This is a genomic window from Chryseobacterium sp. FR054, assembly GCF_056844565.1.
Window position 1 is genome coordinate 240,586 of sequence record NZ_JBXDSA010000002.1, and the last position, 26,179, is coordinate 266,764.

Annotated in this window: 21 protein-coding genes and 1 tRNA gene; 17 read left to right on the forward strand and 5 right to left on the reverse strand. The window is 39.2% G+C overall.

Annotated features, from left to right (window positions below; genetic code table 11):
• The first annotated feature begins 230 nt into the window (after positions 1 to 230).
• Positions 231 to 303: transfer RNA gene (locus tag AC106S_RS08445), tRNA-Lys, on the forward strand.
• A 541-nt stretch (positions 304 to 844) separates the two neighbouring features.
• Here AC106S_RS08445 and panC read toward each other — a convergent pair.
• Entirely contained in the window at positions 845 to 1,693 is an 849-nt protein-coding gene (gene panC / locus AC106S_RS08450; RefSeq protein WP_482438637.1) for a pantoate--beta-alanine ligase, read from the reverse strand.
• A gap of 170 nt (positions 1,694 to 1,863) precedes the next feature.
• Between panC and AC106S_RS08455 the strand changes: the two genes are divergently transcribed.
• From AC106S_RS08455 to AC106S_RS08495, 9 genes are all read left to right on the forward strand, one after another.
• Positions 1,864 to 2,634, forward strand: coding sequence for a glycogen/starch synthase (locus AC106S_RS08455; protein WP_482438638.1), 771 nt, complete (start codon positions 1,864 to 1,866; stop codon positions 2,632 to 2,634).
• A gap of 13 nt (positions 2,635 to 2,647) precedes the next feature.
• On the forward strand, positions 2,648 to 4,237 hold the full coding sequence (locus tag AC106S_RS08460) for a DUF4270 family protein (protein WP_482438639.1): 1,590 nt from the start codon (positions 2,648 to 2,650) through the stop codon (positions 4,235 to 4,237).
• A gap of 24 nt (positions 4,238 to 4,261) precedes the next feature.
• Complete coding sequence (gene glmS / locus AC106S_RS08465) at positions 4,262 to 6,115, forward strand: glutamine--fructose-6-phosphate transaminase (isomerizing) (protein WP_482438640.1); 1,854 nt, start codon at positions 4,262 to 4,264, stop codon at positions 6,113 to 6,115.
• A 108-nt stretch (positions 6,116 to 6,223) separates the two neighbouring features.
• Complete coding sequence (gene porK, locus AC106S_RS08470; protein WP_482438641.1) at positions 6,224 to 7,642, forward strand: T9SS ring complex lipoprotein PorK/GldK; 1,419 nt, start codon at positions 6,224 to 6,226, stop codon at positions 7,640 to 7,642.
• Between the two features lie 59 nt (positions 7,643 to 7,701).
• The gene (porL, locus tag AC106S_RS08475; protein WP_482438642.1) at positions 7,702 to 8,397 is read left to right on the forward strand and encodes a type IX secretion system motor protein PorL/GldL; all 696 of its coding nucleotides are present in this window, start codon (positions 7,702 to 7,704) and stop codon (positions 8,395 to 8,397) included.
• A 53-nt stretch (positions 8,398 to 8,450) separates the two neighbouring features.
• Entirely contained in the window at positions 8,451 to 10,043 is a 1,593-nt protein-coding gene (gene porM, locus AC106S_RS08480; RefSeq protein WP_482438643.1) for a type IX secretion system motor protein PorM/GldM, read from the forward strand.
• A gap of 22 nt (positions 10,044 to 10,065) precedes the next feature.
• Entirely contained in the window at positions 10,066 to 11,004 is a 939-nt protein-coding gene (porN, locus tag AC106S_RS08485) for a type IX secretion system ring subunit PorN/GldN (protein WP_482438644.1), read from the forward strand.
• A gap of 54 nt (positions 11,005 to 11,058) precedes the next feature.
• Positions 11,059 to 12,099 (forward strand): NAD(P)/FAD-dependent oxidoreductase, encoded by a 1,041-nt coding sequence (locus tag AC106S_RS08490; RefSeq protein WP_482438645.1) that lies wholly within the window; start codon positions 11,059 to 11,061, stop codon positions 12,097 to 12,099.
• 22 nt (positions 12,100 to 12,121) lie between these two features.
• Positions 12,122 to 12,379, forward strand: a complete 258-nt coding sequence (locus AC106S_RS08495; RefSeq protein WP_482438646.1) for a SemiSWEET transporter — start codon at positions 12,122 to 12,124, stop codon at positions 12,377 to 12,379.
• A 73-nt stretch (positions 12,380 to 12,452) separates the two neighbouring features.
• Here AC106S_RS08495 and AC106S_RS08500 read toward each other — a convergent pair whose 3' ends face one another.
• On the reverse strand, positions 12,453 to 12,887 hold the full coding sequence (locus tag AC106S_RS08500) for an META domain-containing protein (RefSeq protein WP_482438647.1): 435 nt from the start codon (positions 12,885 to 12,887) through the stop codon (positions 12,453 to 12,455).
• A gap of 37 nt (positions 12,888 to 12,924) precedes the next feature.
• Positions 12,925 to 13,317: a hypothetical protein gene (locus AC106S_RS08505; protein WP_482438648.1), complete on the reverse strand. Its 393-nt coding sequence runs from the start codon at positions 13,315 to 13,317 to the stop codon at positions 12,925 to 12,927.
• 545 nt (positions 13,318 to 13,862) lie between these two features.
• Here AC106S_RS08505 and AC106S_RS08510 point away from each other — a divergent pair.
• From AC106S_RS08510 to AC106S_RS08540, 7 genes are all read left to right on the forward strand, one after another.
• The gene (locus AC106S_RS08510; RefSeq protein WP_482438649.1) at positions 13,863 to 14,252 is read left to right on the forward strand and encodes a hypothetical protein; all 390 of its coding nucleotides are present in this window, start codon (positions 13,863 to 13,865) and stop codon (positions 14,250 to 14,252) included.
• 152 nt (positions 14,253 to 14,404) lie between these two features.
• Positions 14,405 to 15,487, forward strand: coding sequence for an efflux RND transporter periplasmic adaptor subunit (locus AC106S_RS08515; protein ID WP_482439565.1), 1,083 nt, complete (start codon positions 14,405 to 14,407; stop codon positions 15,485 to 15,487).
• Between the two features lie 23 nt (positions 15,488 to 15,510).
• Positions 15,511 to 18,702, forward strand: coding sequence for an efflux RND transporter permease subunit (locus tag AC106S_RS08520; protein ID WP_482438650.1), 3,192 nt, complete (start codon positions 15,511 to 15,513; stop codon positions 18,700 to 18,702).
• Positions 18,683 to 20,131: a TolC family protein gene (locus AC106S_RS08525; RefSeq protein ID WP_482438651.1), complete on the forward strand. Its 1,449-nt coding sequence runs from the start codon at positions 18,683 to 18,685 to the stop codon at positions 20,129 to 20,131. Before AC106S_RS08520 ends, AC106S_RS08525 begins: the two co-directional genes overlap by 20 nt.
• A gap of 152 nt (positions 20,132 to 20,283) precedes the next feature.
• Positions 20,284 to 21,408 (forward strand): aspartyl protease family protein, encoded by a 1,125-nt coding sequence (locus AC106S_RS08530; protein WP_482438652.1) that lies wholly within the window; start codon positions 20,284 to 20,286, stop codon positions 21,406 to 21,408.
• Positions 21,409 to 21,611: 203 nt separating this feature from the next.
• Positions 21,612 to 23,144: a M20/M25/M40 family metallo-hydrolase gene (locus AC106S_RS08535; RefSeq protein WP_482438653.1), complete on the forward strand. Its 1,533-nt coding sequence runs from the start codon at positions 21,612 to 21,614 to the stop codon at positions 23,142 to 23,144.
• A 220-nt stretch (positions 23,145 to 23,364) separates the two neighbouring features.
• Positions 23,365 to 24,063, forward strand: coding sequence for a hypothetical protein (locus AC106S_RS08540; RefSeq protein ID WP_482438654.1), 699 nt, complete (start codon positions 23,365 to 23,367; stop codon positions 24,061 to 24,063).
• A 92-nt stretch (positions 24,064 to 24,155) separates the two neighbouring features.
• Here AC106S_RS08540 and AC106S_RS08545 read toward each other — a convergent pair whose 3' ends face one another.
• On the reverse strand, positions 24,156 to 24,959 hold the full coding sequence (locus tag AC106S_RS08545; protein WP_482438655.1) for a hypothetical protein: 804 nt from the start codon (positions 24,957 to 24,959) through the stop codon (positions 24,156 to 24,158).
• A gap of 193 nt (positions 24,960 to 25,152) precedes the next feature.
• Positions 25,153 to 26,052 (reverse strand): hypothetical protein, encoded by a 900-nt coding sequence (locus AC106S_RS08550; RefSeq protein WP_482438656.1) that lies wholly within the window; start codon positions 26,050 to 26,052, stop codon positions 25,153 to 25,155.
• Positions 26,053 to 26,179 lie beyond the last annotated feature (127 nt).

The window sequence follows — 26,179 nt, forward strand, 5'->3', positions numbered from 1 at the left end:
AGCTGGTAGAGCAATACACTTTTAATGTATGGGTCCTGGGTTCGAATCCCAGCCGGGTCACAAGTTTACTGAAAAGTAAATTTTTTTCATATTAATATTTTGTGATTTGGTGTTTCAAAGGTCTCCCAGAGACCTTTGATTTTTTAAACCTCTTGCAGGTACCAAAAAAAATATATATCTTTGCACTTCTTAAAACGAAAATATTGTAAAATATAGTCGTTCAGGTGACCGACTCGGTAGCTCAGCTGGTAGAGCAATACACTTTTAATGTATGGGTCCTGGGTTCGAATCCCAGCCGGGTCACAAGTTTACTGAAAAGTAAATTTTTTTCATATTAATATTTTGTGATTTGGTGTTTCAAAGGTCTCCCTCAGGAGGCCTTTGATTTTTTCCGGATAATTCCCACCGTTTGAAAATTCTTAATGCTTTTCATAAGTAGAATGTAAACTCTGATTTTTATAGATCAAAATTCAGACGCTGGAGACTGAATATTTCAGGTTTAAAAAAATGCAGGCTATTGTTTATTCATACTCAGTTTTTATGGATTAATAAAAGCTGTTCATGAATTCTGAGCCTGATCTTTAATATTGTAAAAAACTTATAGGTTTAATAATAGGGATGTTGATAAACCTATAAGGTTTAAGCCTGGCATTTCCACTTTGGGTTATACTTTTCCTAAATATTGTAAAATCTTATAGATAATAATGCGGATGCTGGTAAACAATATGGTTTAAGCATGATCGTTTCTGCTCTGCATTATACTTTTTCAGAATAAAAAAACTCTGACCACCAAGTAATGATCAGAGCTTTTTATCTGTATTTTCTTTTTTAAATTTAAATGAAATTAATCCAGATGCATATTGTCAATAAGCCGTACACCGTCTACTATCACCACGATGAATGCTCTGAAATTTCTGTCCTTATAGAAGAAGTCGGTTTCTTTTAAAGTGTCTTCATCGGCTATCAGAAAGTATTCAAGCCTCATTCCCTGCTGGTGATCGAATATATCAATTACCCTTTCTTTGATTTCAGGAACAGTAACGGTACGGAACCAGCTGTTTACTTTTTTCAGTGTTTCATAAATGATTTTAGAGGCTTCTCTTCTGTCTTCATGAAGTCGCTGGTTTCTGGAGCTTAATGCCAGCCCGCTTTCTGCCCTGTAAATAGGAACACCTTTTATTTTAACGGGAAGCTGCTTTTTCTCAACCATTTTTTTAATGATGGCCAGCTGCTGAAAATCTTTTTCCCCAAAATAGGCATTGTCCGGTTTTACCTGTCTGAAAAGTTCTTCTACCACAGTTCCCACACCGTCAAAATGTCCCGGTCTGGATTTTCCTTCCATCTCATTTTCCAGTCCGTCGAAATCATAATGACTGCTTTCCGTTTTCTCCGGATAGATATCTGTGACTTCCGGGATGTATACAGCATCCACCAGCCCGGAATTTTTCAGAATTAAAATATCCCTGTTAATATCTCTGGGATATTTTTCAAGGTCTTCGGCATTGTTGAATTGGGTGGGATTTACAAAAATTGAAGAAACTACCAGGTCATTTTCTTTTCTGGCTTCCTCATATAAGGAAAGATGGCCTTTATGAAGTGCTCCCATAGTAGGGGCAAAGCCGATCCGCTTTCCCATTTCTTTCTGTCTTTCAATGAAATCCTGAAGGGTTTTCCTGTTTTTTATAACTTCCATAGCTTATTTTAATACTAATTCAAAAATACTAAAAATATCACAAAATAATATGTGTTTTTAATAATTTGAAAAAGGGAATTATCGTAAAAAAATGTTAATTAAAATAATGTTGGATGTTTTTTTGTAATTTTGCACATTAAAGCATTTTTACAAAAAATAGATAGAAGTTTATGCCGAATCAAAAAATACTGTACATTACTACAGAGATGTATCCATATCAGGAAGATACAAATATGGCTGCAGTGGTTAATAAAATGGCACTTAAGATGCACAATGAAGGCAATGATGTAAGAGTTTTTATGCCAAGATTTGGACAAATAAGTGAGAGGAAATTCCAGCTTCATGAAGTGATCCGTCTTTCAGGAATGAATATTATTATCAATGACCTGGATCAGCCTTTAATTATTAAAGTAGCATCACTTCCGGGTGAAAGACTTCAGGTCTACTTTATCGACAATGAAGAATACTTCAAAAGAAAACAGTATTATTTTGATGATGAAGGAAATCCTTTTGATGATAATGATGAAAGAGCTATTTTCTTTGCCAGAGGAGTAATTGAAACCATCAAGAAACTCAACTGGGTTCCGGATGTAATCCACCTGAACGGATGGATGTCTTCTTTTGTTCCTGTTTATCTTAAAACCTATTACGAATCAGATACTTACTTTAAAGACGCTAAGATCGTTCTTTCTTTATACAATGAGAAAGATGCTGCTCTGGATAAAAATATCGCTGAAAAACTGGCTTTCGACAATATTTCCGGGCTTAAGGCGTTAGATAATCCAACCATCAAAAGCTTTGTGATCGAAAGCATGAACTATGTAGATATGGTAGTGAAAGGAGATGAGTTTCTGGATGAAGACCTTGATAAAGGTTTCAACGAAACATCCACTTCAAAATCAGAATACGTAGACGTAGATTCAATAAATCAACTTTATTAAAAACACTTTTTTAATGACTCATACAGTTAAAAGGACTTTCGCCATACTTTCACTGGCGTTTTTCGGAAGCGCATTTCTTTATAATTGTGAACCGGATCCAGATTCACTTGGGGAACAACTTTTTATAAAAGATGCAGTAGACGGGAATGATAAAGTATATCCCATTGTAGCCTATAATGTAGACAATAAAGATAGTATAAGCAGTGATGCATCCAGACTCCTCAGTCAGATTGTTTCAACAGGTACATCTCCGGCTACGGCTGTTTTAGGAGCTTTTTCCGAAAAACAGTTCGGAATGCAGAAAGCTTCTTTTGTTTCCCAGCTGAGATTGTCCCAATACGATTTTGACTTTGGTACAGCCCCGAAAGTAGACTCTGTTGTCCTGGTAATTAAACCGGGTAGTGAAGCTCAGTATAAAAAAGATTCTGTGGATGCTAAAGCAGCCGCAGATATCGATTTCCCTGTTGGAAGTGAAACAGTAAAGGCCTCCATAGAAAAAAAGTTCTATCCTGTTGTAAAATACGGAAGAGGTAAAATAGGAAGCACCAATGTACTGTATCATATGAGAGTGCAGGAGGTTACTACCTTCCTGGATGCCAATAATCAGGCGCTGAGAAGATCCAATGCAAGCATCAGTACCGGAGATGTATTGGGAACAACCACATTTAACGGAAACTTAAGTGCAGTCACGGTAACCAGAAAATCTGATAACAGCAGCATTTTTACAGGAGATATCGGAATGAGAATTTCCCTGGATAAAGACTATTTCCAGAGAAAGATCCTGGACAGAAACAAAAAGCCGGAACTTCAGAATGCCGCCAATTTTATCAGACACATCAATGGTTTGCGGATCTCTGTGGATGAAACCAATGGATATCTTTTCCAGTTCTCTCCGAATAATACAGAAGTTATTATGTATTACTCCAATGAGACAACAACAAACGGAACGGTTACGAGAACCCAGCAGGCCCCTTTCAAACTTACTCTGGCAGGAGCACGTCTTGGACATTATGAATATGACAGAACAGGAAGCGACTGGGCCATAGCCAAATCATCTATCAATGAACAGGATGGTGATGCCAGACTTTTCCTTCAGGGAATGGGAGGACCTTCTATTGCTGTAAGGATTCCTGATGATAAAATTTCAGAATTAAGAACTCTTTACCAAAAAGATAAAGCAGGAATTATCAACGCAAGAATCAGAATTTATACGGATACGGAAAACTGGAGTAATAATTATCCGAAACCAACCAACCTTACAATCGTTAATGCAAGTAAAACTTTAGGGGTGCTGGTTCCTGATGGATTTACATCAGATTACGCTTCTGGGTTCGGATTATTTAAACCTTATGATCTGGATAAGAATCCTGCATATTATGAATTCGTTGTAACAAAGACTGTTAAAGAAATTGTAGAAGAAGCAAAAGAAAACAAGACATTGCTTATTAATCAGGGACTATTCATTGGAGACGGATCCGGAGCACCGGTTGGATATAAGTATACTTCCAGAGCGTTTACTATGGACAGAACTGTCTTTGTGGGATCTGCAGGAAGCAATGCGAACAGAATTCAGCTAAGAGTTACCTATGGTACTAAAAAATAACACAACAAAAACACTAGAAAAAATATGTGCGGAATAGTAGGATATACAGGATTTCAGGATGCGTATGATATTGTCATCAACGGTCTAAGAAGATTAGAATATAGAGGATATGACAGTGCGGGAATCGTTTTGGAAGATACAAACCGAAAGTTTGAAGTAGAAAAAACGAAAGGAAAAGTAGATGATTTAGTCAGTATTTCCGCACAGCTGAAAGGAAAAGCGAAAATAGGAATGGGGCATACACGATGGGCAACTCACGGAGTTCCCAGTGACAGAAACTCCCATCCGCATTTATCCAATAATGGTAAGGTGGCTATCGTTCACAACGGAATCATTGAGAACTATGATACCATCAAAACGATGCTTACCGAAAAAGGATTTACCTTTAAATCTGAAACAGATACGGAAGTATTGGTAAACCTGATCCAGTATTTTATGGATCTGAACACGGAAACAGATTTTCCTTCAGCGGTAAGATTTGCATTGAATGAAGTATACGGAGCGTATGCCATAACCGTAATGCACGAAGATTATCCGGGAGTACTTGTGGTTGGAAGACTCGGTTCTCCATTGGCTATCGGAATCGGGGAACAGGAATATTTCATTGCTTCTGATGCTTCTCCGTTTGTAGAGTTTACCAAAGAAGCTATTTACCTGGAAGAAGGTCATATGGCTACGATCTCTTTAGAAAAAGGAGTGGATATAAGAACCATTACGGAGAATTCTAAAATAGAGCCGGAAATTCAGAAACTTAAACTGAGCTTAGAGCAGATCGAAAAAGGAGGTTATGAGCATTTTATGCTTAAAGAAATTTTCGAGCAGCCTAAATCCGTACATGATACCATGAGAGGGAGACTTCTTGTAGATGAAGGAATCATTAAAATGGCCGGAATCTGGGATCATGTGGAAAAATTCAAGAATGCCAACAGGATTATCATCATCGCATGCGGAACTTCATGGCATGCCGGTCTTATCGGAGAATACCTTATCGAAGAATATGCAAGAATCCCGGTAGAAGTGGAGTACGCTTCGGAATTCAGATATAGAAATCCTATTATTACAGATAAAGACGTTGTAATTGCAATATCGCAGTCCGGAGAAACGGCGGATACTATGGCCGCATTAAAGCTGGCTAAAGAAAAAGGAGCCTTTATTTACGGGATATGTAATGTAGTGGATTCTTCCATTGCCAGAATTACAGATGCCGGTTCCTATACCCATGCCGGCCCGGAAATCGGTGTGGCTTCTACAAAAGCATTTACAGCACAGCTTACCATTCTTACCTTAATTGCATTTAAATTAGGAAAACATAACGGGAACTTGGGAAATGCCGAATTTATGAGCTTAATAGCTGAGCTGGATGCAGTGCCTAAGAGAATTGAAGAGGTTTTAAATTCTACCCACGAGCTTGTTCAGAATATCGCAAAAGACTTTGTAGAGGCTACCAACTTCCTTTATTTAGGAAGAGGATACAACTATCCGGCAGCTCTCGAAGGGGCTTTGAAGCTGAAAGAAATCTCTTACATCCATGCAGAAGGATATCCGGCAGCAGAAATGAAGCACGGGCCAATTGCCCTGATCGATGAAAATATGCCAATCGTTATTATTGCCCCTAAAAAAGGCCATTATGATAAGATTGTAAGTAATGTTCAGGAAATTAAAGCAAGAAAAGGAAAAATTATTGCGGTGGTTAATAAAGGAGACCAGCAGGTGAGCTCAATGGCAGATTATGTGATTGAAGTTCCTGAGACCTCAGAATGCTTCTCTCCAATCGTTGCATCAGTGCCTTTACAGCTGCTAGCATACTATATAGCAGTGTATAGAGGGGCTAATGTAGACCAGCCGAGAAACCTTGCAAAATCAGTAACCGTGGAATAAAAAATTGTTGTAAATAAAATAAATTTAGATTTCTTCCGTTATTTCAAAAAAAATCTTAAAAGTTTCTTAAAAAAATTATATATTTACGGCTTAATTATAAAAATTAACATGAAAAGGATATTTCTTTTATTATTGTCTGCGTCAGTAGCATCGGTATCTTGTTCAGGTGGTGGCAGCTCTTCAGTTGGGAAGCCTGGAACAAAAGGAGAATTGATACCAAGAGAAAAAACGAAATCATTTGTTGCGGAAAGACCATACGGAATGGTCGCAATTCCTGCAGGGTCATTTGTTGCTGGTTTAGCAGATCAGGATCCAACAAATACTCCTGAAAAAGCTTCATTGACTACGGTTACTGTTTCTTCTTTCTTCATGGATGAAGCAGAAACTACCAATGCAGAGTACAGAGTATTTATCAACTATGTAAGAGATTCTATCGCCAGAACACTACTTGCTGAAGCTGCCGGAGAAGGCGGAGAAGGCGGACGTAGAGGAGCAAGCATAGGAGATTATGCATATCTTGCTAAAAAAGAAGAAAATTTAACACCTTATCAAGAATATTTAGAAGGCCAGGGAGGAAGAGAAGACGGTGGCTATGATGCAAGCAAAAGATTAGACTGGAAAATTCCATTGCATTGGACTACCGGGAAGTATCCTGATGTAGAATATGCGGAAGTTTTAGAATCTATGTATCTGCCTGCTTCTTCCAGAATCGGAAACGAAAGAATCCTGGATGTAAGTAAACTTAAATATACCTACCAGTGGGGGGATATGGATGCGGCAATTGCTGATAACGAAAGAGGGGCAAACTACCTGAAAAGTTCAAGCATCGCCATTTATCCGGATACTACGGTTTGGGTAAAAGATTTCCATTTTGCTTACAACGAGCCATTGTTTGAACAGTATTTCTGGCACAAAGCCTACAAAAACTATCCGGTAGTAGGGGTTACCTGGGATCAGGCAAGAGCTTACTGTAACTTCAGATCCAAACTGAAAACGGATTATAATGAAAGTTTAAAAAGAAAAAAACAGAGACCATTGATGTTCCGTCTTCCAACTGAAATCGAATGGGAATATGCTGCAAAAGGCGGAATGCAAAATGCTACTTATCCTTGGGGAGGTCCGTATTTAATGGACGACAGAGGTTGCTACCTTGCTAACTTCAAACCTAAGAGAGGTAATTACATGGAGGACGAGAAAAAAGGTACTTATACATATACAGCTCCAGTTAAGAAATTTAAGAAAAATGGGTTTGGGTTATTTGATATGGCTGGAAACGTTTCTGAATGGACTTCGTCTGCTTATAACAACTCTTCTTATGGATTCTCTTCTACTTTAAATCCTTCTACGAAAGATAAAATAGATACAAAAAGATCTGTAAGAGGCGGCTCTTGGAAAGATGTTGGCTATGCGCTGATGACGGGGGCAAGAGATTGGGAAAGAAAAGATTCCGCAAGAAGTTATATCGGATTCAGAACTGTACAGGATATTCCTGAGGCAGCTGTTAAACCAAGAAGAGTTAACAGATAATCAATCAGACAATTATTTTTCAATACAATTTTATTTAACATTAAAAAAACTAACTTAATATGTTTAAGACTAAAGATGCTTGGATGAATTTCTTTTATTCATTCGGGGCTGCAATTGTAATTCTTGGAGCTTGGCTTAAAATTACTCACATTACCCTGGGACCTATTAACGGAAATATGGCTCTTACTGTGGGACTTATTACGGAAGCTATTATCTTTATCATTTTCGCATTCGACCCTCCGAAATCAGAAGAGTCTTATGCATGGGAAAATGTATATCCTGAATTATTAGATAAACATGCGAATCCAAACCCGCTTCACTCTAATGTGTCTACTAAAATCAATGCACAGCAGCAGTTTGCGGAGTTAGAAAATTCCCTTTCAACAAAATTAGACAAGATGCTTGAAGACGCTAAACTTGATGTTCAGTTATTCGAAAGATTAAGAACAGGAATCGATAAGTTTTCAAGCTCAGTAGATCAGATCAATCAAACCGTTGACGTATCTGCTTCTACTCATAAATATAACGATCAGCTTAATAAAGCAGCCCAGCACATGGAAAGCATGAATGCCCTGTATGCAATGCAGCTTGAAAGCGGGAAAAGACAATCTGAATTTGCCAACAAATATGTAGCAGATATGCAGAAGTCTGCGGAGCAGTCTGAGAAATTCAATCAAGAACTACAAGGTTTAACATCTAATCTGAATAACTTAAACAGAGTTTATGGCGGTATGTTAACTGCTATGAAGTCTTAATCCTGAACCATTTCTAAATTTTAACTACTTAATCAAAAAACAAAGAAAAGAGAATGGCACAAGGAAAACAGACCCCTCGTCAGAAGATGATCAACCTGATGTATCTGGTGTTCATCGCGATGATGGCCCTCAATATTGATGCAGAGATCATCAGATCATATTATGACTCAACCAGAGCATTGAATGAAACAAGAACTTTAACAGAAAAGAAGAACGAAAAGATCTTTGAAAAAACGCTTGAAGCTAAAGCTCAGCAGGTTCCGGATACTTACGCTCAGCCGTGGGAACAGTACAAAGTTCTTAAAGGTAAGATCGATGTATTGGTATCTTCTGCTCAGGGAATCAAAGACGCTCTTAAAAAACAGTCGGAGTTCCATGATAAAGATCCTAAAACCGGAAAAGATATTGATGTAAGTGAAAACTTTGCTGCATTGAACAACAATGAAGCCACTACGGAATATTTTTTCAAAGAAGGTGATGAAAACACACCTTCAAAGGGAGCAATGGACCTTAAAGCTAAAATTGATGATGTAAGAAATTATATCAACTCAACTTTTGGCAATAATGCCCAGCTAAAAGATTTAGTGGACAGAGCCAACAAGTCTCTGATTGCGGAATATCCTAAAGGGAAATCTCCGAATGATAAGACCTGGTTCCAGAATAAATTTTATCATCAGCCGCTTATCGCTGCGATCTCTAACCTGGAGATTATCCAAAATGATGCCAGAAACGTGCAGTCTGATGCATTGGCATTATTACTTCAGGAAAAAGTAGATGCGAGCATCAAGTTTACCAGCTATGAAGCTATTGTTTCAGGTCCGGTAGATCTTCAGGCAGGTAAGCAGGCAGAAGTGAAAGTAATGTTAGGTAACTATTCTAACAGCAACAAGATCAGTATTTCTGGAGTAAGCAGAGTAGAGAACGGTAAAGGAACAATTTCAATTTCAGGTTCAGGGCTTGGAGAGCATAAATTAGGAGGTGTAATTACATTAACTGATGCTTCAGGTAAATCACAGCCTTTCCCTTGGACACACACGTATAACGTAATTGCAGGACCAAGAGAAGTAAAACTTGAAAAAGGTCTATTACTTTCTGCTGATAAAATGAACGTAATGTACAGAGGACTTGAGAACCCTGTTTCAGGATCTATCTTAGGTGCCGACAATTCCAAACTTTCATTATCAGCTCCGGGAGCTGTCGTGAAGAGCACAGGCCCAGGGAAGTGGGAGGTAACTCCTACTACGGGTAATACTGTTAAACTGACATTATCAGGAATTGATCCGTATGGTAAGACCGTTTCTCAGGTATTTGAATACAGAATTAAAAATATTCCTAGACCTCAGGGACAGATCAGAGGTAAGACTGTTAACTACATGCCGGTGAATTCTATTCCGAACCAGATTGTATCAGCAGCATTACCAGACTTTGACTTCCCGGTTTCGTTTACCGTGAACAGCTTCATCATCAAAGTTCCAGGAAAAGCAGGAACATTGATTCAGGGAAGTTCACTTCAGGGAGCGGAAGGAATGCTTAGAGGTCTCAGACCAGGCGATGTTGTTCAGATCTATGATATTCAGGCAACAGCAACAGGTATTGGAAAACAGACTCTTAAAGAGATTTCACCTGTAATTATTAATGTTCAATAAGGTTAATTTGTAAAATCATATTATGAAAAAATATATTAGCAGTCTTTTGGTACTGGTTTCGGGATTTGCTTTTTCCCAGACTATTCTGAACGCTTCTTCTCCTGAGGAATTCAGACAGATGAGAGCTGAATCTATGAGAAAAGCCGGAGATACTGTTATCAGTAATAAAGTGAAGCCACTGGAATATGGATTCGTAGATGATAAGGACATCATGAAAAGTATGTACGTTTGGGAGATCATTGACATGAACGATAAGATCAACCAACCTTTCTACTATGACAACCCAGACGGTCTTCTTTCCTCTTCTACAAGATCTATATATCAGCTTTTGTTAGACGGAGCCCTTAACGGAACCATCAAGGAAGTATATGATGACGATAATTTTGTAACCAGACTTAGTCCGGAAGCTATTCAGAAAAGATTGGAAAGTGTAAGACTGGATGAAGAAGCTATCGATATCCTTAACTCCGGAAGAGCATTAACAGACGAAGAGAAGAAAAGATTAACGGATATTATCAGAACAACGACAGATAAAGTTAAAGTTCTTAAGATAATGGGTATGTGGTTCATCGATAAGAGAGACGGACAAATGAAGTACAGACCTCTGGGTCTTGCTGCTATGGGACCGGATCCGTCTTCAATAGGAAGAATTGGTCCTGACGGTCAGCCTCTTGCAGGTGCTGATGACCTGGTAGACCTGTTCTGGATCTATTATCCAAGTGCCCGTGAAATCCTGGCCAATAACTATGTTTATAACAGAAAGAACTCTTCTGCGGACCTGTCTTTCGATGATATTATCAATGCAAGAAGATTCTCTTCAGTAATTTATAAGTCATCAAGCGGTCTGGGAGACGGTAAAATCAAAGATTATATTCCTAGAGATGCTGATGATCAGCTGGAAGAAAGCGATAGAATTAAATCGCAGATCCTTGAAATGGAAAATGAAATGTGGAATTACTAAATTTCACTTGATATTTATAGAAAACCTGAGTATTTTTACTCAGGTTTTTTTATTATGAAGAATGTAGATTATATTATTGTCGGAGACGGCTATGCCGGGCTTTTCTTTGCCCATCAGCTTATAAAGAACAATAAATCCTTTATTATCTGTTCTGAAGGCCGGAAAAGTGCCTCACAGGTTTCAGCCGGAATCATCAACCCTGTCGTCCTGAAGAAATTTACGACCTTCTGGAAAGCCCAGGAACAGATCGGTTTTCTGAAAACTACCCTGGAAGAAATTAAATCATATACAGGCAGAAACTATCTCATCAGTGCACCTATTCACAGAATATTTCATGATGAAAATGAACAGAAACTCTGGCTGAAAAAATCAGAAAATGAAGATCTGTCTGATTTTCTTGACAAAAAATTCGATCGTTTAGAGGGGGTAAAAAACGAATTTAAGACAGGAAAGGTCAATCAGTCTGCCAGACTTGACGTAAGCGGTTTTTTTGAGGGTTTATTCAGTTATTTCAAAAAAAATGAATTAATTGTAGAAGAAAAGTTCGATTACAGGAAATTGGATACTCAAAATTCATCTTACAAAGAATATCAGTTTAAAAATATTGTTTTCTGTGAAGGAATGGGAGTGAAAGAAAACCCTTTCTTTTCCGGGATTGAAGTGAATCCCAATAAAGGACATCATATCAAAGTAAAACTTTCCGGTGACCTTCCGGAAAATATAACCGTTAAAAAGAAGCACTTTCTGTTTCCCACAGATAACGGACTGCATTTTTACGGCGGAACCTATGACAGGGAACAGCTTCATCACCATATAGATGATTCAGCAGTAGAGCAGCTCGTTAACGGACTGTCTGAGATTTATCCTTATGATTTCGAAGTTGAGGAAGTTCATTTTGGTTTCCGCCCTACGGTAAAAGACCGGAGACCTATCATCGGAAGACACGGCGAATTTAAAAATCTCTACGTTTTCAATGGATTGGGAGCGAGAGGGATTCTGAACGGATGCTATTTTTCCCGTGATTTGTACCGCTTCATAGAAGAAAATATACCTCTGCACGAAGAAGTCTCTCTAAGCAGATTCCATAAAAATTAAAGATTATTCAATAAACAGGTCTATGAATGAAAACCTTCTAGGAATAACCGCCGGCGTGCTTACATCCATCTCTATGATTCCTCAGCTGATCAAGGTGATCAGGGAAAAGAATGTGAAAGATATTTCTCTGGTTATGCTTTTAATCCTTATCTCAGGACTTTCATTATGGGTCTGGTACGGTATTTTGAAGAATGAATTGCCTATTATTCTGTCGAACTCATTTGCCGTGCTGGTGAATATAAGTCTTTTGATTTGTTATATGATCTATAAAAAATCTTAGTACTGCATGTTGGTAAAGCATCAGCGGCGGGCCGAATGGCCCGCCGCTGATGCTTTACAGTATATTTTTTCAGTTAATCCTGAAGCGTAAACTTGGCCAAAGGAGCCATTCTCGCCTTATTTAAAGTCAGTGTATTTCCGTTTACAGAATAATTGTCTGCGGCCAATACAGCCTTTGTAAAGCGGTTTTCAATATCCAGATCTTCACAGGCCATCATAGTAGACATTCCCTGGTTGAATTTAATTCTCATCACTTCAGGTTTAATTTCGAAAGTACCTCCGAAACCGTTACATCCTGCATGTCCTTCATACCTCATACCTTCCGTATTCAGTTTGAAATAAGGATTGTTTTTCGGGTTTTTAAGCTTAATAGGCTGTCCGTTCAGTTCAGTCAGCTTCCATGTTTTTCCTGTAATGTCGTTACTGTTGCTCTGAACCGGGGGAGTTTTGCATGAAATAACAAATGCGAACAAAAATAGAGTGGACAAGTAATAAAATAAATTTTTCATAATGGTTGGGTTTGATTAATTTTAATTGAGACCGGCTTTAGTAGGAAGCCATTTTTGCAGATCCGGAACCTTTCGTATCCCGTTTGGCGTGAAACAGCACCATATCTACATTTTTCTTTAGAAAAGTGACATTTCCTTTAATATCAGAATATTGGTATTCCTCATTAGAGGCCGTGTATTCAGGAAGAGCATCACTTTTTTTAAGATCATAGGTTTTCCCGTTCAGATGAACAGTCGCTGTGTTTTTTGTACTGTTTACAGTGACTTCTATTTTCTCACCATAGCTGTCGGTAAAAACGTTTTTAGAAATTTCATCCCTGTTTTCGGGAGCAGCGGTAATGGTTTCAGATGCTTCTTTACCCGGATGCTTACACGCTGTTGAGGAAAGGACGGCAAGTCCTATAAATACTGTGGTAAATAATTTTTTCATAGTGATAGGTGATTTTAAGGTGTTGCATGAAATTGTGATATTAATATTATATAAAATTACAAATATTTTTAGTAATTATATGTTAATTTTACATAAATTAATCATGTGTCTTTATCCGGGAAATACTAAGATTTGTTTTAAAGTACTTGCTTCAGCTTTTTGAATGGAGGGTATTTAAAAGAAACAGACCGGACGGGATTACCTGGTTCTTAGGTCTTATTTCGGGAATAAAAACATATGTTTTTCATCATTTCATTGTGTTGTTTTAATTTGCTGCAAAAATATTAAAAATTACAACACGTTGATACATAGGAATAATGATTTAAATCATGCCATGCAAACCATAGCATCGGCATAGAATTCTGTTTTTAAAATAAATCTTCAAAGTGTGAGTATAGGATAGGTTAATCATAATCTGCTGTCAGCAGGGGGGTAAAATGATCGTCATTTAATCTGCTCTGTTTTCAGGTGATTTAAAGGAGCGTTAAATTTTGTTAATCTATTATGACAATATGTATTTATGAATGTACATTTGCGACTTCAAAATGAGAAATTTTATAGTATATTTTTTGACGGGCCTTTTCCTGCTTTTTGTAATAGAGAGCCGTCTGAATGTCAAAACACTTCGGAATGACTATTCCGGACATGTTTCTCATCATATGCCCAAAAGAGCCAACCGGCTGAATCAGACTTACGAAAAGCTTACCGTTCAGCAGATGGCAGACAGTGTGGACAATTCTACCCTGGAACTTTACGAAGACGATTTTCATATGTCTGATACCTTTCAGGCTATTGTCATTCTTGCCGGGGTTTTCAGTCTGGTCTATATTTTCGGATTAAGATCCTTTAAAAGCAGAAAACCGGATATTCATGGCTTTCTCTCGCTGTTTCCCCATGTAAAAAAATTCATTCTGATCCGTTCTATCAGAATTTAAAATTTCATTTTTTCCGATCTGTTTTCTGTTCATAAAGTGATCAGAACGCTTACTGCGTTGTGTATGCCGGCAATCAGCACAACAGCCTTACCTTATTGCCATTTTCCATTCAAAACAAAACATTAACGAACTTATATAACTCTAGAATTATGATGAAAAGAGTTGCCTCAGGCATTGCGCTTTGTACCCTTTTGCTGGCTGTCAGCTGTGGTCGCAAAAAAGAAGAAAAGGAAGAAGCTGCGACTTATCCGGTTACCAGCCCTGTAAAAATGGATACGGTGATCAACAAAGAATATGTAGCACAAATCCAGTCAGTTAAAAATATTGAGGTCCGCGCACAGGAAAAAGGATTTCTCGAAAAAATTTATGTAGATGAAGGCCAGTATGTACAGGCCGGTCAGACCCTGTTCAGAATTATGCCTCAGTTGTATCAGGCAGAGCTTCTGAAAGCTAAGGCAGAAGTAGAACAGGCATCTATTGAACTTAAAAATGCAAGTACACTGGCCAGTAACAATATTGTTTCCAAAAATGAGAGAGCAATGGCCAAAGCAAAACTGGATGCAGCCAATGCAGAAATGAAACTGGCTCAGATCCACTTATCCTTCACCGATATTAAAGCACCTTTCTCCGGAGTGATCAACAGAATCCCGTTAAAATTGGGGAGCCTTGTAGATGAGGGAGATCTGCTGACCTCTTTATCAGACAATACCAGCGTTTACAGTTACTTCAATGTTTCCGAACCTGAATATCTGAGCTATCAGACCCATGCAGCAGACAGAGGAAGCAATCAGGTATCCCTGATTATGGCCAATGGGGAAATGCTGCCTCAAAAAGGAGAAATCCAGACCATAGAAGGAGAATTCGACAACGAAACCGGAAATATCGCCTTCCGGGCAAAATTCCCGAATCCTGACAAACTTCTGAGAAATGGAGAAACAGGAAAAGTACAGATGACGATGCCGGTACATAATGCACTGATCATTCCACAGAAAGCAACCTATGAAATCCAGGATCAGAAATATGTATTTGTGATCGATAAAAACGGAACCGCAAAATCCAGAAATATAAAAGTAGCTTACGAACTTCCGGATCTGTATGTCGTAGGTTCGGGGCTTTCCACAGGAGATCAGATATTATTGGAAGGCGTACAGAAAGTAAAAGACGATCAAAAGATAAAAACAAAATTCCAGGACCCTAAAAAAGTTCTTCACTCATTGAAATTAAAAGCAGAGTAGTCTACGCCTAATAAAGAAACATCATGTTTAAGAAATTCATCCGCAGACCTGTTCTGTCTATCGTAATCTCTCTGATTATCGTATTTATGGGAATTCTGTCACTGGTAAAACTTCCGGTAACCCAGTTTCCCTCTATTTCACCGCCTAAAGTAAATATTACCGCAGAATATCCCGGAGCCAACAACGAGCTGTTGATCAAATCGGTGGTAATTCCCCTTGAAAGAGGATTGAATGGAGTACCGGGCATGAAATACATGACCTCCGATGCAGGAAATGACGGGGAAGCTTCCATTCAGGTCGTATTTGACCTCGGAACAGACCCCAATGTTGCCGCAGTAAATGTTCAGAACCGCGTATCTTCAGTGGTAAATAAACTTCCGCCGCTTGTGGTACGCGAAGGAGTTAAAATTACCCGCGAAGAGCCCAATATGCTTATGTACATCAACCTGTACAGTGATGATCCCAAAGCCGACCAGAAATTCCTGTTCAATTATGCCGACATCAACGTAATGTCTGAACTGAGAAGGGTGAGCGGAGTAGGATTTGCCGATATCCTCGGAACCCGTGAATACGCCATGCGTATCTGGCTGAAACCGGACAGACTTACTGCCTATAATATTTCGGCTGACGAAGTAATGGAAGCCCTTAACCAGCAGAGTCTTGAAGCTTCTCCGGGAAAAACAGGAGAAAGCTCAGGTAAGCGCTCACAGTCGTTTGAGTATATTCTGAAATATCCGGGGCGTTTCAATAATGAAAAAGATTATGGAAACATCATCCTGAAAGCAAAATCAGCAGGAGAATTTGTAAGGCTGAAAGATGTGGCCGATATTGAATTCGGAAGCTCAATGTATGATATTTATTCCACACTGAACGGAAAACCTTCCGCAGCAATTACAGTAAAACAGTCATACGGATCCAATGCAAGTGACGTTATCAAAAATGTAAAAACCTTGATGGCAGACCTTCAGAAAACTACCTTCCCGAAAGGAATGCATTACGACATCAGTTATGACGTTTCCCGGTTCCTGGATGCTTCTATGGAAAAAGTTATCCATACCTTATTTGAAGCCTTTATCCTTGTGGCGATCGTGGTATTCCTGTTCCTGGGAGACTGGCGCTCAACACTGATTCCCGCTTTGGCGGTTCCTGTTTCACTCGTGGGAACTTTTGCCGTAATGTCTGCATTCGGGATTACCCTGAATATGATCTCACTCTTTGCTCTGGTAATGGCAATCGGTGTGGTAGTGGATGATGCCATTGTCGTGATTGAGGCAGTCCATGCCAAGATGGAAGAAAAGAATCTTTCCCCATTAAAAGCTACGGAAGAAGCGATGCATGAGATCAGCGGAGCAATTATTGCGATCACGCTGGTGATGGCATCGGTATTTATTCCGATAGCCTTTATGTCTGGTCCGGTAGGTGTATTTTACCGCCAGTTCTCTATTACCATGGCTTCGGCAATTATTCTTTCCGGAATCGTTGCATTAACGCTGACTCCAGCACTTTGTGCCTTAATCCTTAAAAATAATCACGGAAAAGCCAGGAAGAGAACTCCGGCTACGATTTTCCTTGATAAATTCAATAATCTGTTTACCAGAGGAGCAGGGAGATATGAGAAAATGCTGAACAGGACAGTAACGAAAAAAGCATTTACCCTTCCGTTATTGCTGGCATTCTGTGTCTGTACATTCTTCCTGAGCAATTCCCTTCCTTCCGGGTTTATTCCGGCAGAAGACCAGGGAATGATCTATGCTATCATCCAGACACCGCCCGGATCTACACTGGAAAGAACCAACCAGATTGCAAAAGAACTGCTCCGCGAATCTGAGGATATTGACGGGGTGCAGTCGGTTTCTTCACTGGCCGGGTATGAAATTCTGACAGAAGGAACCGGATCCAATTCAGGAACCTGTCTGATTAACCTTAAAAGCTGGGAAGACCGCAAGGAATCTGCTGCTGAAATCATTGAAAAACTGGAAGAAAAAGCCAAAAATATTCCGGGTGCCAATATTGAGTTCTTTCAGCCGCCTTCCATTCCCGGATATGGAGCCGCAGGTGGTTTCGAGCTCCGTCTGCTGGATAAGGCAGGAAGTGGAGATTACCATAAAATGGAACAGGTGAGTAATGACTTTGTAAAAGAGCTTAAAAAACGTCCCGAACTGGGGTCTGCATTTACCTTCTATTCCGCCAGTTTCCCTCAGTATATGCTCAGGGTAGATAACGATCTTGCCGAACAGAAAGGAGTAACGATCGATAATGCGATGGGCAACCTGTCTACACTGATCGGTTCAAACTACGAAACAAGTTTTATCCGTTTCGACAGGCCTTATAAAGTAATTGTACAGGCAGGACCGCAATACCGGGCTCTTCCTACCGATCTTCTGAAGCTCTATGTGAAAAATGATAAAGAGCAGATGGTTCCGTATTCCGATTTTATGAAACTGGAAAAAGTATACGGTCTTTCTGAAATTACAAGACATAATATGTACAACTCTGCGGAGGTGAGCGGTACCCCGGCACCGGGATACAGCAGCGGACAGGCCATCAAAGCGATTCAGGAAGTAGCGGATAAAACGCTTCCGAGAGGTTTCGGTATCGACTGGGCGGGGATTTCGAAAGACGAAGTAAGCCGTGGAAATGAAGCCGTATTTATTTTCCTTGTATGTCTGGGATTTGTTTACCTGATCCTTTCGGCACAGTATGAAAGCTTTATCCTTCCACTTCCGGTAATCCTGTCACTTCCGACAGGGATTTTCGGAGCATTTCTGTGCCTGAAATTATTAGGACTGGAAAATAACATTTATGCACAGGTGGCTATGGTGATGCTGATCGGTCTGTTGGGTAAAAATGCCGTACTGATCGTGGAATTTGCTGTTCAGAAAAAAGCTGAAGAAGGAATTCCGGTTGCTAAAGCTGCCATTGAAGGAGCAGCAATCCGTTTCCGTCCTATCCTGATGACTTCATTTGCTTTTATTGCCGGGCTTATTCCGCTGGTAATTGCCACAGGTCCGGGAGCAGTAGGAAACAGGACAATTGGTACTGCCGCCGCCGGAGGTATGCTGATAGGAACGGTGTTCGGACTGATGATCATTCCGGGACTGTACTATATCTTCGGAACCATTGCCGATAAATCAAGGCTGGCCAGATACGAAGAAGAAAACCCATTAACAGAACAAACTGAACCTTACGAACACGATGGAAAATTTGAAGATTAAGAAAATATCCGCCATAATAGCTTTGTCGCTTGTACTTACAGGCTGCAAAGCTCCGATGGCTACCGTTATAAAAGATGAAGTAAAAGAGAATCTTCCCCAGAATTTCAACCAGGAAGAGCAGCAGGATGCCAATAACAACAGTGGAACCACTCCGTGGAGACAGTTTTTTACAGATCCGAACCTGGTTGCTTTAATTGAAACAGCTTTAAAGAACAACCAGGAATTACTGATTACCCTTCAGGAAATTGAAATTGCCAAAAGTGGAGTTTTAGCCAAAAAAGGTAAGCTGAGCCCGACTGTTTCAGCGGGAATAGGTGCCGGACTTAAAAAAGCGGGGCGTTACACCAGCGAAGGGGCCGGAGATGCCACCACAGAAATTGAACCCGGAAAAGAAATGCCGGATCCGCTGGGTAATTTTGAAGGAGGGCTGATGGCCAACTGGGAAATAGATATCTGGAAAAAACTGAGAACCGAAAAAGAGGCCGCAGTGGCCCATTATCTTTCTACCGTTGAAGGAAAGAATTTTGTACTGTCTAACCTTATTGAAGAAGTCGCCGATAATTATTATGAATTACTGGCTCTTGATAACCAGCTCGATATTATTCAGCAGTATATCAAACTTCAGGAGAGAGCACTGGAAATTTCGAAGATTCAGAAAGAAGCTGCCGCAGCAACAGAACTGGCCGTGAAAAAATTTGAAGCTGAACTGGCGAAATCCAAAGCTTCAGAATATACCATCCGCCAGCAGATCACTGAAAAGGAAAATCAGATCAATGCGCTTTTGGGGAGATATCCGCAGCCTATTGTGAGAACAAAAGAAAGTTTTATGTCTACCATTCCGCAGACGGTGTATACCGGCATTCCGTCTCAACTGCTTTCTAACCGCCCGGATATCAAACAGGCTGAACTGGAGCTGAAAGCTGCAAAACTGGATGTGGAAGCCGCAAGAAAAGAATTTTATCCTTCACTGGAAATTTCAGCAACCTTAGGGCTTGAGGCATTCAAACCGTCATATCTGGTTAAATTGCCGGAATCCATTGCTTATAACTTAGCGGGTGAACTGGCAGGACCGCTGATTAACAAAAGTGCCATCAAAGCTAATTTTCAGACTGCGGATGCCAAACAGATACAGTCTCTTTATGAGTATGATAAAACCATTTTAAATGCTTATCTGGATGTAGCCAACCTGATGTCTAAAATTAAAAATATAGACCAGTACTATCAGTTGAAATCCCAGGAAACCAAAGCACTGGACCAGTCTATTGATATTGCCAATCAGCTGTTCAGAAATTCCAGAGCTGATTATCTGGAAGTGCTTTTAAATCAGAGGGATGCCCTGGACGCAAAAATGGAACTGATTGAAGCTAAACAGAAACAGCTCAGTACGGTTGTAGACATCTACAAAAGCCTGGGCGGAGGCTGGAAATAAAAATATCATAATTCTCAATAAAAACAGTTAATGTTTTGTGGGGCTGATCCTTTCGGGGGCGGCCCTTTTTTTATGCTTGTTTTCATTAAAAAACAGACAAAATGGGAAATTTATGCTTTATTTTTATATTTTTAGCTAAATTATTTTTTTTAATGAAAAGTTGTATCAAATATTCCTGCATCATCTTATTACTGGCCTTGCCTTGTTTTTTCAGTGCCACAACCATACCTTTCGAACTGATTGACGGAAAGATAATGATCAAAGTAAGTATTAATCGTAATCCTCATAATTTTATTTTTGATTCCGGCGCATTCACATTAATTTCATCTGAACTGAAAAGTGAGATGAATGCGAAAAAAAGCAATATTATTTTTGAAGCAGTGGATGCCAACAATGTAAAGTCGAAATCGGATGTCTTCACCCTGAACAGTCTGAAAATCTCTGATCTGAACTTTAAAAATGTGGATTTTTCCTTTATGGATATAAGTTGGATGAGTTCCCGGGCCTGTAAAAAGATCAGTGGAATATTAGGGGCGAATGTGATGAAAGATAAAATCTGGCGGATTGATTTTAACAGCAAAACAATAAGTATTTTTAATGAGACTCAGGGAAATGATCTTCCTGCTTCCATAAAGATCCCTTTTTCACAGGAAAACTTCACGGGGATTCCGAAAGTGAATACTGAAATCAGAAATCAGAATATTGAATTTGTATTCGATACCGGTTCCAATATGGGATTTTCTGTTAATCAGAAGATATATGACCTGATAAAAGATGATAGGTTTCTGGTTTTTGAAGGATTACTTTCGCAGGGGATCAACAGTATCAGTAAGGGGCAGAGACAGGTGGATCTGATGGAGGTTATTTTTAATAACAGCAGTGCGGGCAGCCAGATTGTGGATATGAATAATGAAGGTTCCAGTCTGATAGGAACAAAGTTTATGGAAAATTATGTGACAGATCTTGATTTTATTAATAAAAAGATTGTCCTCAGTCCTAACGGAAAAAAAGCCGAATACAGAAATTGGGGAATTTCTCTGGCTCCCATCGATCAGAATATAATGATCGTTAATAAATTACAGGTACCTCAGTTAGCAGACCTGAAACTGGGTGAAAAAATTATTAAAATAAACGATATAGATATTGCAAAGGTCAATGACGGAACTTTCTGTGAAATCAAAAAAATAATGGATAGTAACGAAAAGATTACTCTGGAAACGGAATCTCGTAAAAAAATTACTCTGGAAAAAAAAGACGTACTGCAGTATTTGAATTAAAAAATGACAGTCTCTATTTAAAACTGAATTTTAAGATTTTACTTCTGGAAAATAATAAAATCTTTTTCGAGCTTAATACGAAATTCTGGCTGGGGCAATAATCTGTTCATCAGCCGGGCCAATATAATTACCTGTTTTTTCAGTGGAAGAAGATTTGTTTGTTATATTTGTGATACTGCCACACCACACAAAATCTCTTCATTATGAAAAATATTCTTTTAGCCGTTTTCGGGATCCTTATTATTCTGATTGTTGTATTGCTGATTAAAACCTATACTTACCCTTTTAAAAAGATTACAGCAGATGCCTCCGAGAAATGGAAGCCTGCCAAAAACGATTCTGCGGTAATGCGATTGTCTGGCGGAATCAAAATTCCTACGGTTTCTTCAGGGAGCCTGGGTGTTTTTGATTATGCACCTTTCGACCGGTTTAAAGAATATCTGAGAAACACTTATCCTTTGGTGTATCAGAATACCGAAAACTACGAAATTAATAATTATGCATTGGTTTTCAGGCTGAAGGGAAGCGATTCCGGACTTGAGCCTGTTCTGTTTCTTTCCCATATGGATGTAGTTCCTCCGGGTGATGCAGATATAAAAAATAAAGAACAGAATGTTTTCAGACCGGATGATCAACCTCTTCCTGCTGTATCTGAAGTTGCTGAAGACTGGGATTTTGAACCGTTTTCCGGTGCTGTTGCCCACGGAAGGATCTATGGGAGAGGTGCAATAGATATGAAAGGAATGCTTTTTTCTTTAATGGAATCTATGAATAATCTCATCCGGAGCGGAGCGGTTCCCAAAAGAGATATTTACCTTGCCTTTGGTTTCGATGAAGAAGTGGGAGGGCAGAAAGGAGCCGTGCAGATTGCAGAGCATTTCAGGAAAGCAGGATTAAAGTTTGAGGCCGTTTATGACGAAGGAGGCCTGATCATGGAAAAAGGAAATATTGCCGGGATAAATTCTGATGTAGCAGCTGTTGGCTGTGCGGAAAAAGGCTTTTTATCTGCAAAAATCAAAGTAAAAGGATTGGGAGGACATTCCTCTATGCCTCCTATGGAAAGTGCCATAGGAAAAGCAGCTGTGATCATGCAACGTCTTGAGGATCATCAGATTAAACCTGTAATTACGCCCCTGATTAAAGACTTTTTTGATAATATAGGTGGAGCTATGCCATTCACCAGCAGGCTTGCTATTGCTAATCAGTGGCTTCTGAAGCCATTGCTTCTTTCACAGCTTACCAAAAATAATACAACAAATGCGCTGGTACGTACCACAACAGCTCTTACCATGATGAAAGGCAGCGACGGAGCCAATGTTCTTTCTCCGGAAGTGGAATTTGTGGTCAACTTCAGGCTCCTTCCCGGAAATTCAGTAAAAGAAGTCCGTGAACATATTGCAAAAGCAACAGAAGGTTTTGACGTTGAGGTAGAAGATATTGATAATACAAGAGAAGCTTCTGCCGTTTCACCCACAGATACAAAAGCCTATAAAATGATTGAAGCCGGAATAAAAGAGATCTGTCCCGGAGCTATTGTCACACCTTATCTCACTATGGCTGCCACAGATGCCTATAAATACCAGATCGTAAGTAAAAATATTTACCGGTTTATGCCCATTAAGATCAACCGTTCAGAGCAGCAGAGTATCCACAGTACCAATGAATACATCAGTATTGAAAACTACCTGAAGATGATCCATTATTTCGAATATATCATGAAAAATTACGATAAATAAAGAAGTGTTAAATAGATAACCACCCGATGAATATCACAGAAAGATACAAGATCTCCCCGTCTATTATCTCTCTGTCTATCATCTATTCGTCTATTATCTGTCATCCATTCATCTATCTGCAATTCCGGAATTTCCCAGTCAAAAGAAAATAAAAAAAATATATTACGTCAAGTTCTGTCGCATTAGCGCAGTAGCTTTGCTTTATCAAAATTACAGAGCTATGGAATTGCCGTTTTATTTAAGTTTTAATGAATTTGAGAGCCATTATTACGACAACCTTGAAAAATGGTTTGAACAGTATCATAATACCAGTGAAACCGATTACCTGCAGACGCTGGCAGACATGTACAGCCCTTATCTGTATTACAGTTTTGCAGATGACAGGATTATGGCAGATGCTTCTATGGAGATCAAAGACTGCTTTTTTCCCTATCATGAAAAGATAGGACTCTCTTTCTGCACCAGCTGCGAAAACGGGAAGACTCCCAAACCTGTCAAAGGAATGAACCATATTTTTGAATGGAAAACGATTACCATGATGGAGTATGCCCAGCATATCCTGGATAAAATCAACAGGCATATATCAAAAAATAAAAATGTTTCCGGGACGGGAAGTATTCATGATCATATCAATGATCGGGAAATTATAACATCAAGAGAAGGAGCAGGGTATTGTGTTAATTACAGCAGGCACCAGCAGGCAGTTCCTTTTCTGAAAGCTTATCTTCCGCACTTTGGGCAGACCGTGAATATTGCCGTTTACAGGGATTTTATCTTTTCTGTGGCTCAGATTACAGAATATATCGACCGTAAGCTCAGATCAGTACAGGCTTTTGAACATACGGTGTACGCAAAACTGAAATCTGAAGCCAAATTCAGAGTTCAGATGAGTCATCAGTTTCTGACGATCTGTAACTAATCATCCGCACCAACATTCATATCTAAATTATATTTTGCCGGAGAATCTTAAAATATTTTCCGGATTAAAATCCCGGTCATCTGATTGGGATTTTATTGCTTTTTATACGGAAGATTCCAGATAAGATCAGCTGCCAGATAGTGAACTCCGCATTTTTTTATACTCCGGCTTCCCCTGATCAGGTCGTCCATATAGCCAATATCTACTGTGAAAGGAGAGTGGGGAATATTGAACATGTAATATGCCGCAATACGCATTTCCCTATATCCGAAAGGTGTCCAGCCATGATCCGGCTCGTTGAGATAACTTACAGAAAAAAGGCCTTCCGCACTGAGTGCCAGTTTCTGGTTGTTTTTAGAAGATACATTATAGGTTAGCTGGCTTTTGACGCGGGTCCTTAACTGAAAATTTTCTTCAGCTTTATTAAAATCAGCATCAAAAAACTTTCTGAATTCCTGACGTACAGTATTCTTCAGTTTCCATCTTTTCCCGAGATTGAAAGTATAGGCATACCGTCCGTAAACCCTGAATTCCTGTTCTGTTCCTTCTTTTTCATAAGGGGAATCACTTTCATATTTGGGCTGACGGCGATAGCTTATGGCGTAACTGTATTGCTGGTGAGGAGCAAAAGAATGATAAAATTCGTGGTTCAGCACCATGATTGCCTGTTTAGAAAACGGGTTGCTGGCATCAGGACTGCTTTTTCTTCCCAGGGCGATATAGCTTAAAGACTGTTTCTTTCCCAAAGAATCCAGCTGACGTTTCACTCCGAAAGCCGACCAGAATGCTGTGTTGGCATCTCCCAGACCCGGCGGGCTGATCTGTGCTTTTACAACACTGCCTGTACAGCCCAATAAAAATAACCCTGTGAAAATTTTTTTAATGCAAAACATCATGATAACTGCTTCAATGTTAATGGATAAGATCCGTCAGGTCAAAATATAGAAAACGGAATATCCGGACCTGACGAAATTAAACAGTTAAGAGCATTCAAAGTTTATTCAAAATCTCTTAATACTGTTTAAAAACACAACAAAATAAGCATATGATTTGGGAAAAATTTAGGAATGGAAATACAGTGGGTGTATTTTACAGAATGCCTAACTTTTCACGGGCACAGTCAATGTAAATGCTGTTTTGTAAAAAGATCCTGTTGCCCAGCATTCCCGTCATGCCGGAAAATTTCATGAGCATATACTGGCTCTGAGAGAATCCCTCAACATACGTTACCGCAGTCAGAGGAATCTTCTTGTTCTTAAAACGAATGTCAGTATTGCTTTTTGCGGTATACGCCGTTAAAATAGTAGGCCTCGACCGGGCTTTTTCTACCGTGACTTCTGATTGGGATAATTTTAAACCCGTCCACTGCTCTTTATCCGTTAAAAGTTCATAAGCACTTGTTCCCGAATCATACAGAAATTTCTCTTCCCTTCCTTTTAAAATACCCTGAATAATAATTTTTCTCTTCTTAAATGTAAAATCAATAAGACTGTTTTGAAATTCTGCAGGTTCTTCAGACAGGTTAAAAACGATGAAGTTTTCCTTAAAATTGATGATGGTTTTCCTGTTTTCAAGAATATCGGCTCCAAGTGTGCCCATAATCTTACCGGATTCTTTTCCCATTGCAGAAATTTTGAATTTATCCGATGAGATTTTTGTTTTTCCAATACAGAACGTTGAAGAAGCACGGTCATCATGAACCATAACTCCTTTAATCTTTTTTATGGGCAGGCTGTAAAATTCAGTATACACCGCTCCTGTATCAAACTGAAGATAATAAGTAGCCGTATCTCCCGGAAAGTTTACAGGGACAAGTAAAGCGCTTTTGTCCTTTCCCTGCCATTTCACCGGAATCTTTCCGCTCTCGTTTTTTACCGTTAAATAATTTTTTTCAGGAGTGAATTTTTGGTTAAAATAAAAATATCCGCCCAAAAACATAAGCACACTAACTATTAAAATACCTGACAGAATCCTTCTGAATGTTTTCATATTAATCTTTTGTACAAGATTCGGAAATCAGGACCTGTTTTTAACTCAAAAGTATATGACAGTTTTACGACAATTGTATGGCTTTATTTGTAAATTCCTGTATTTCAGTATTTTATTTCAACTCTTT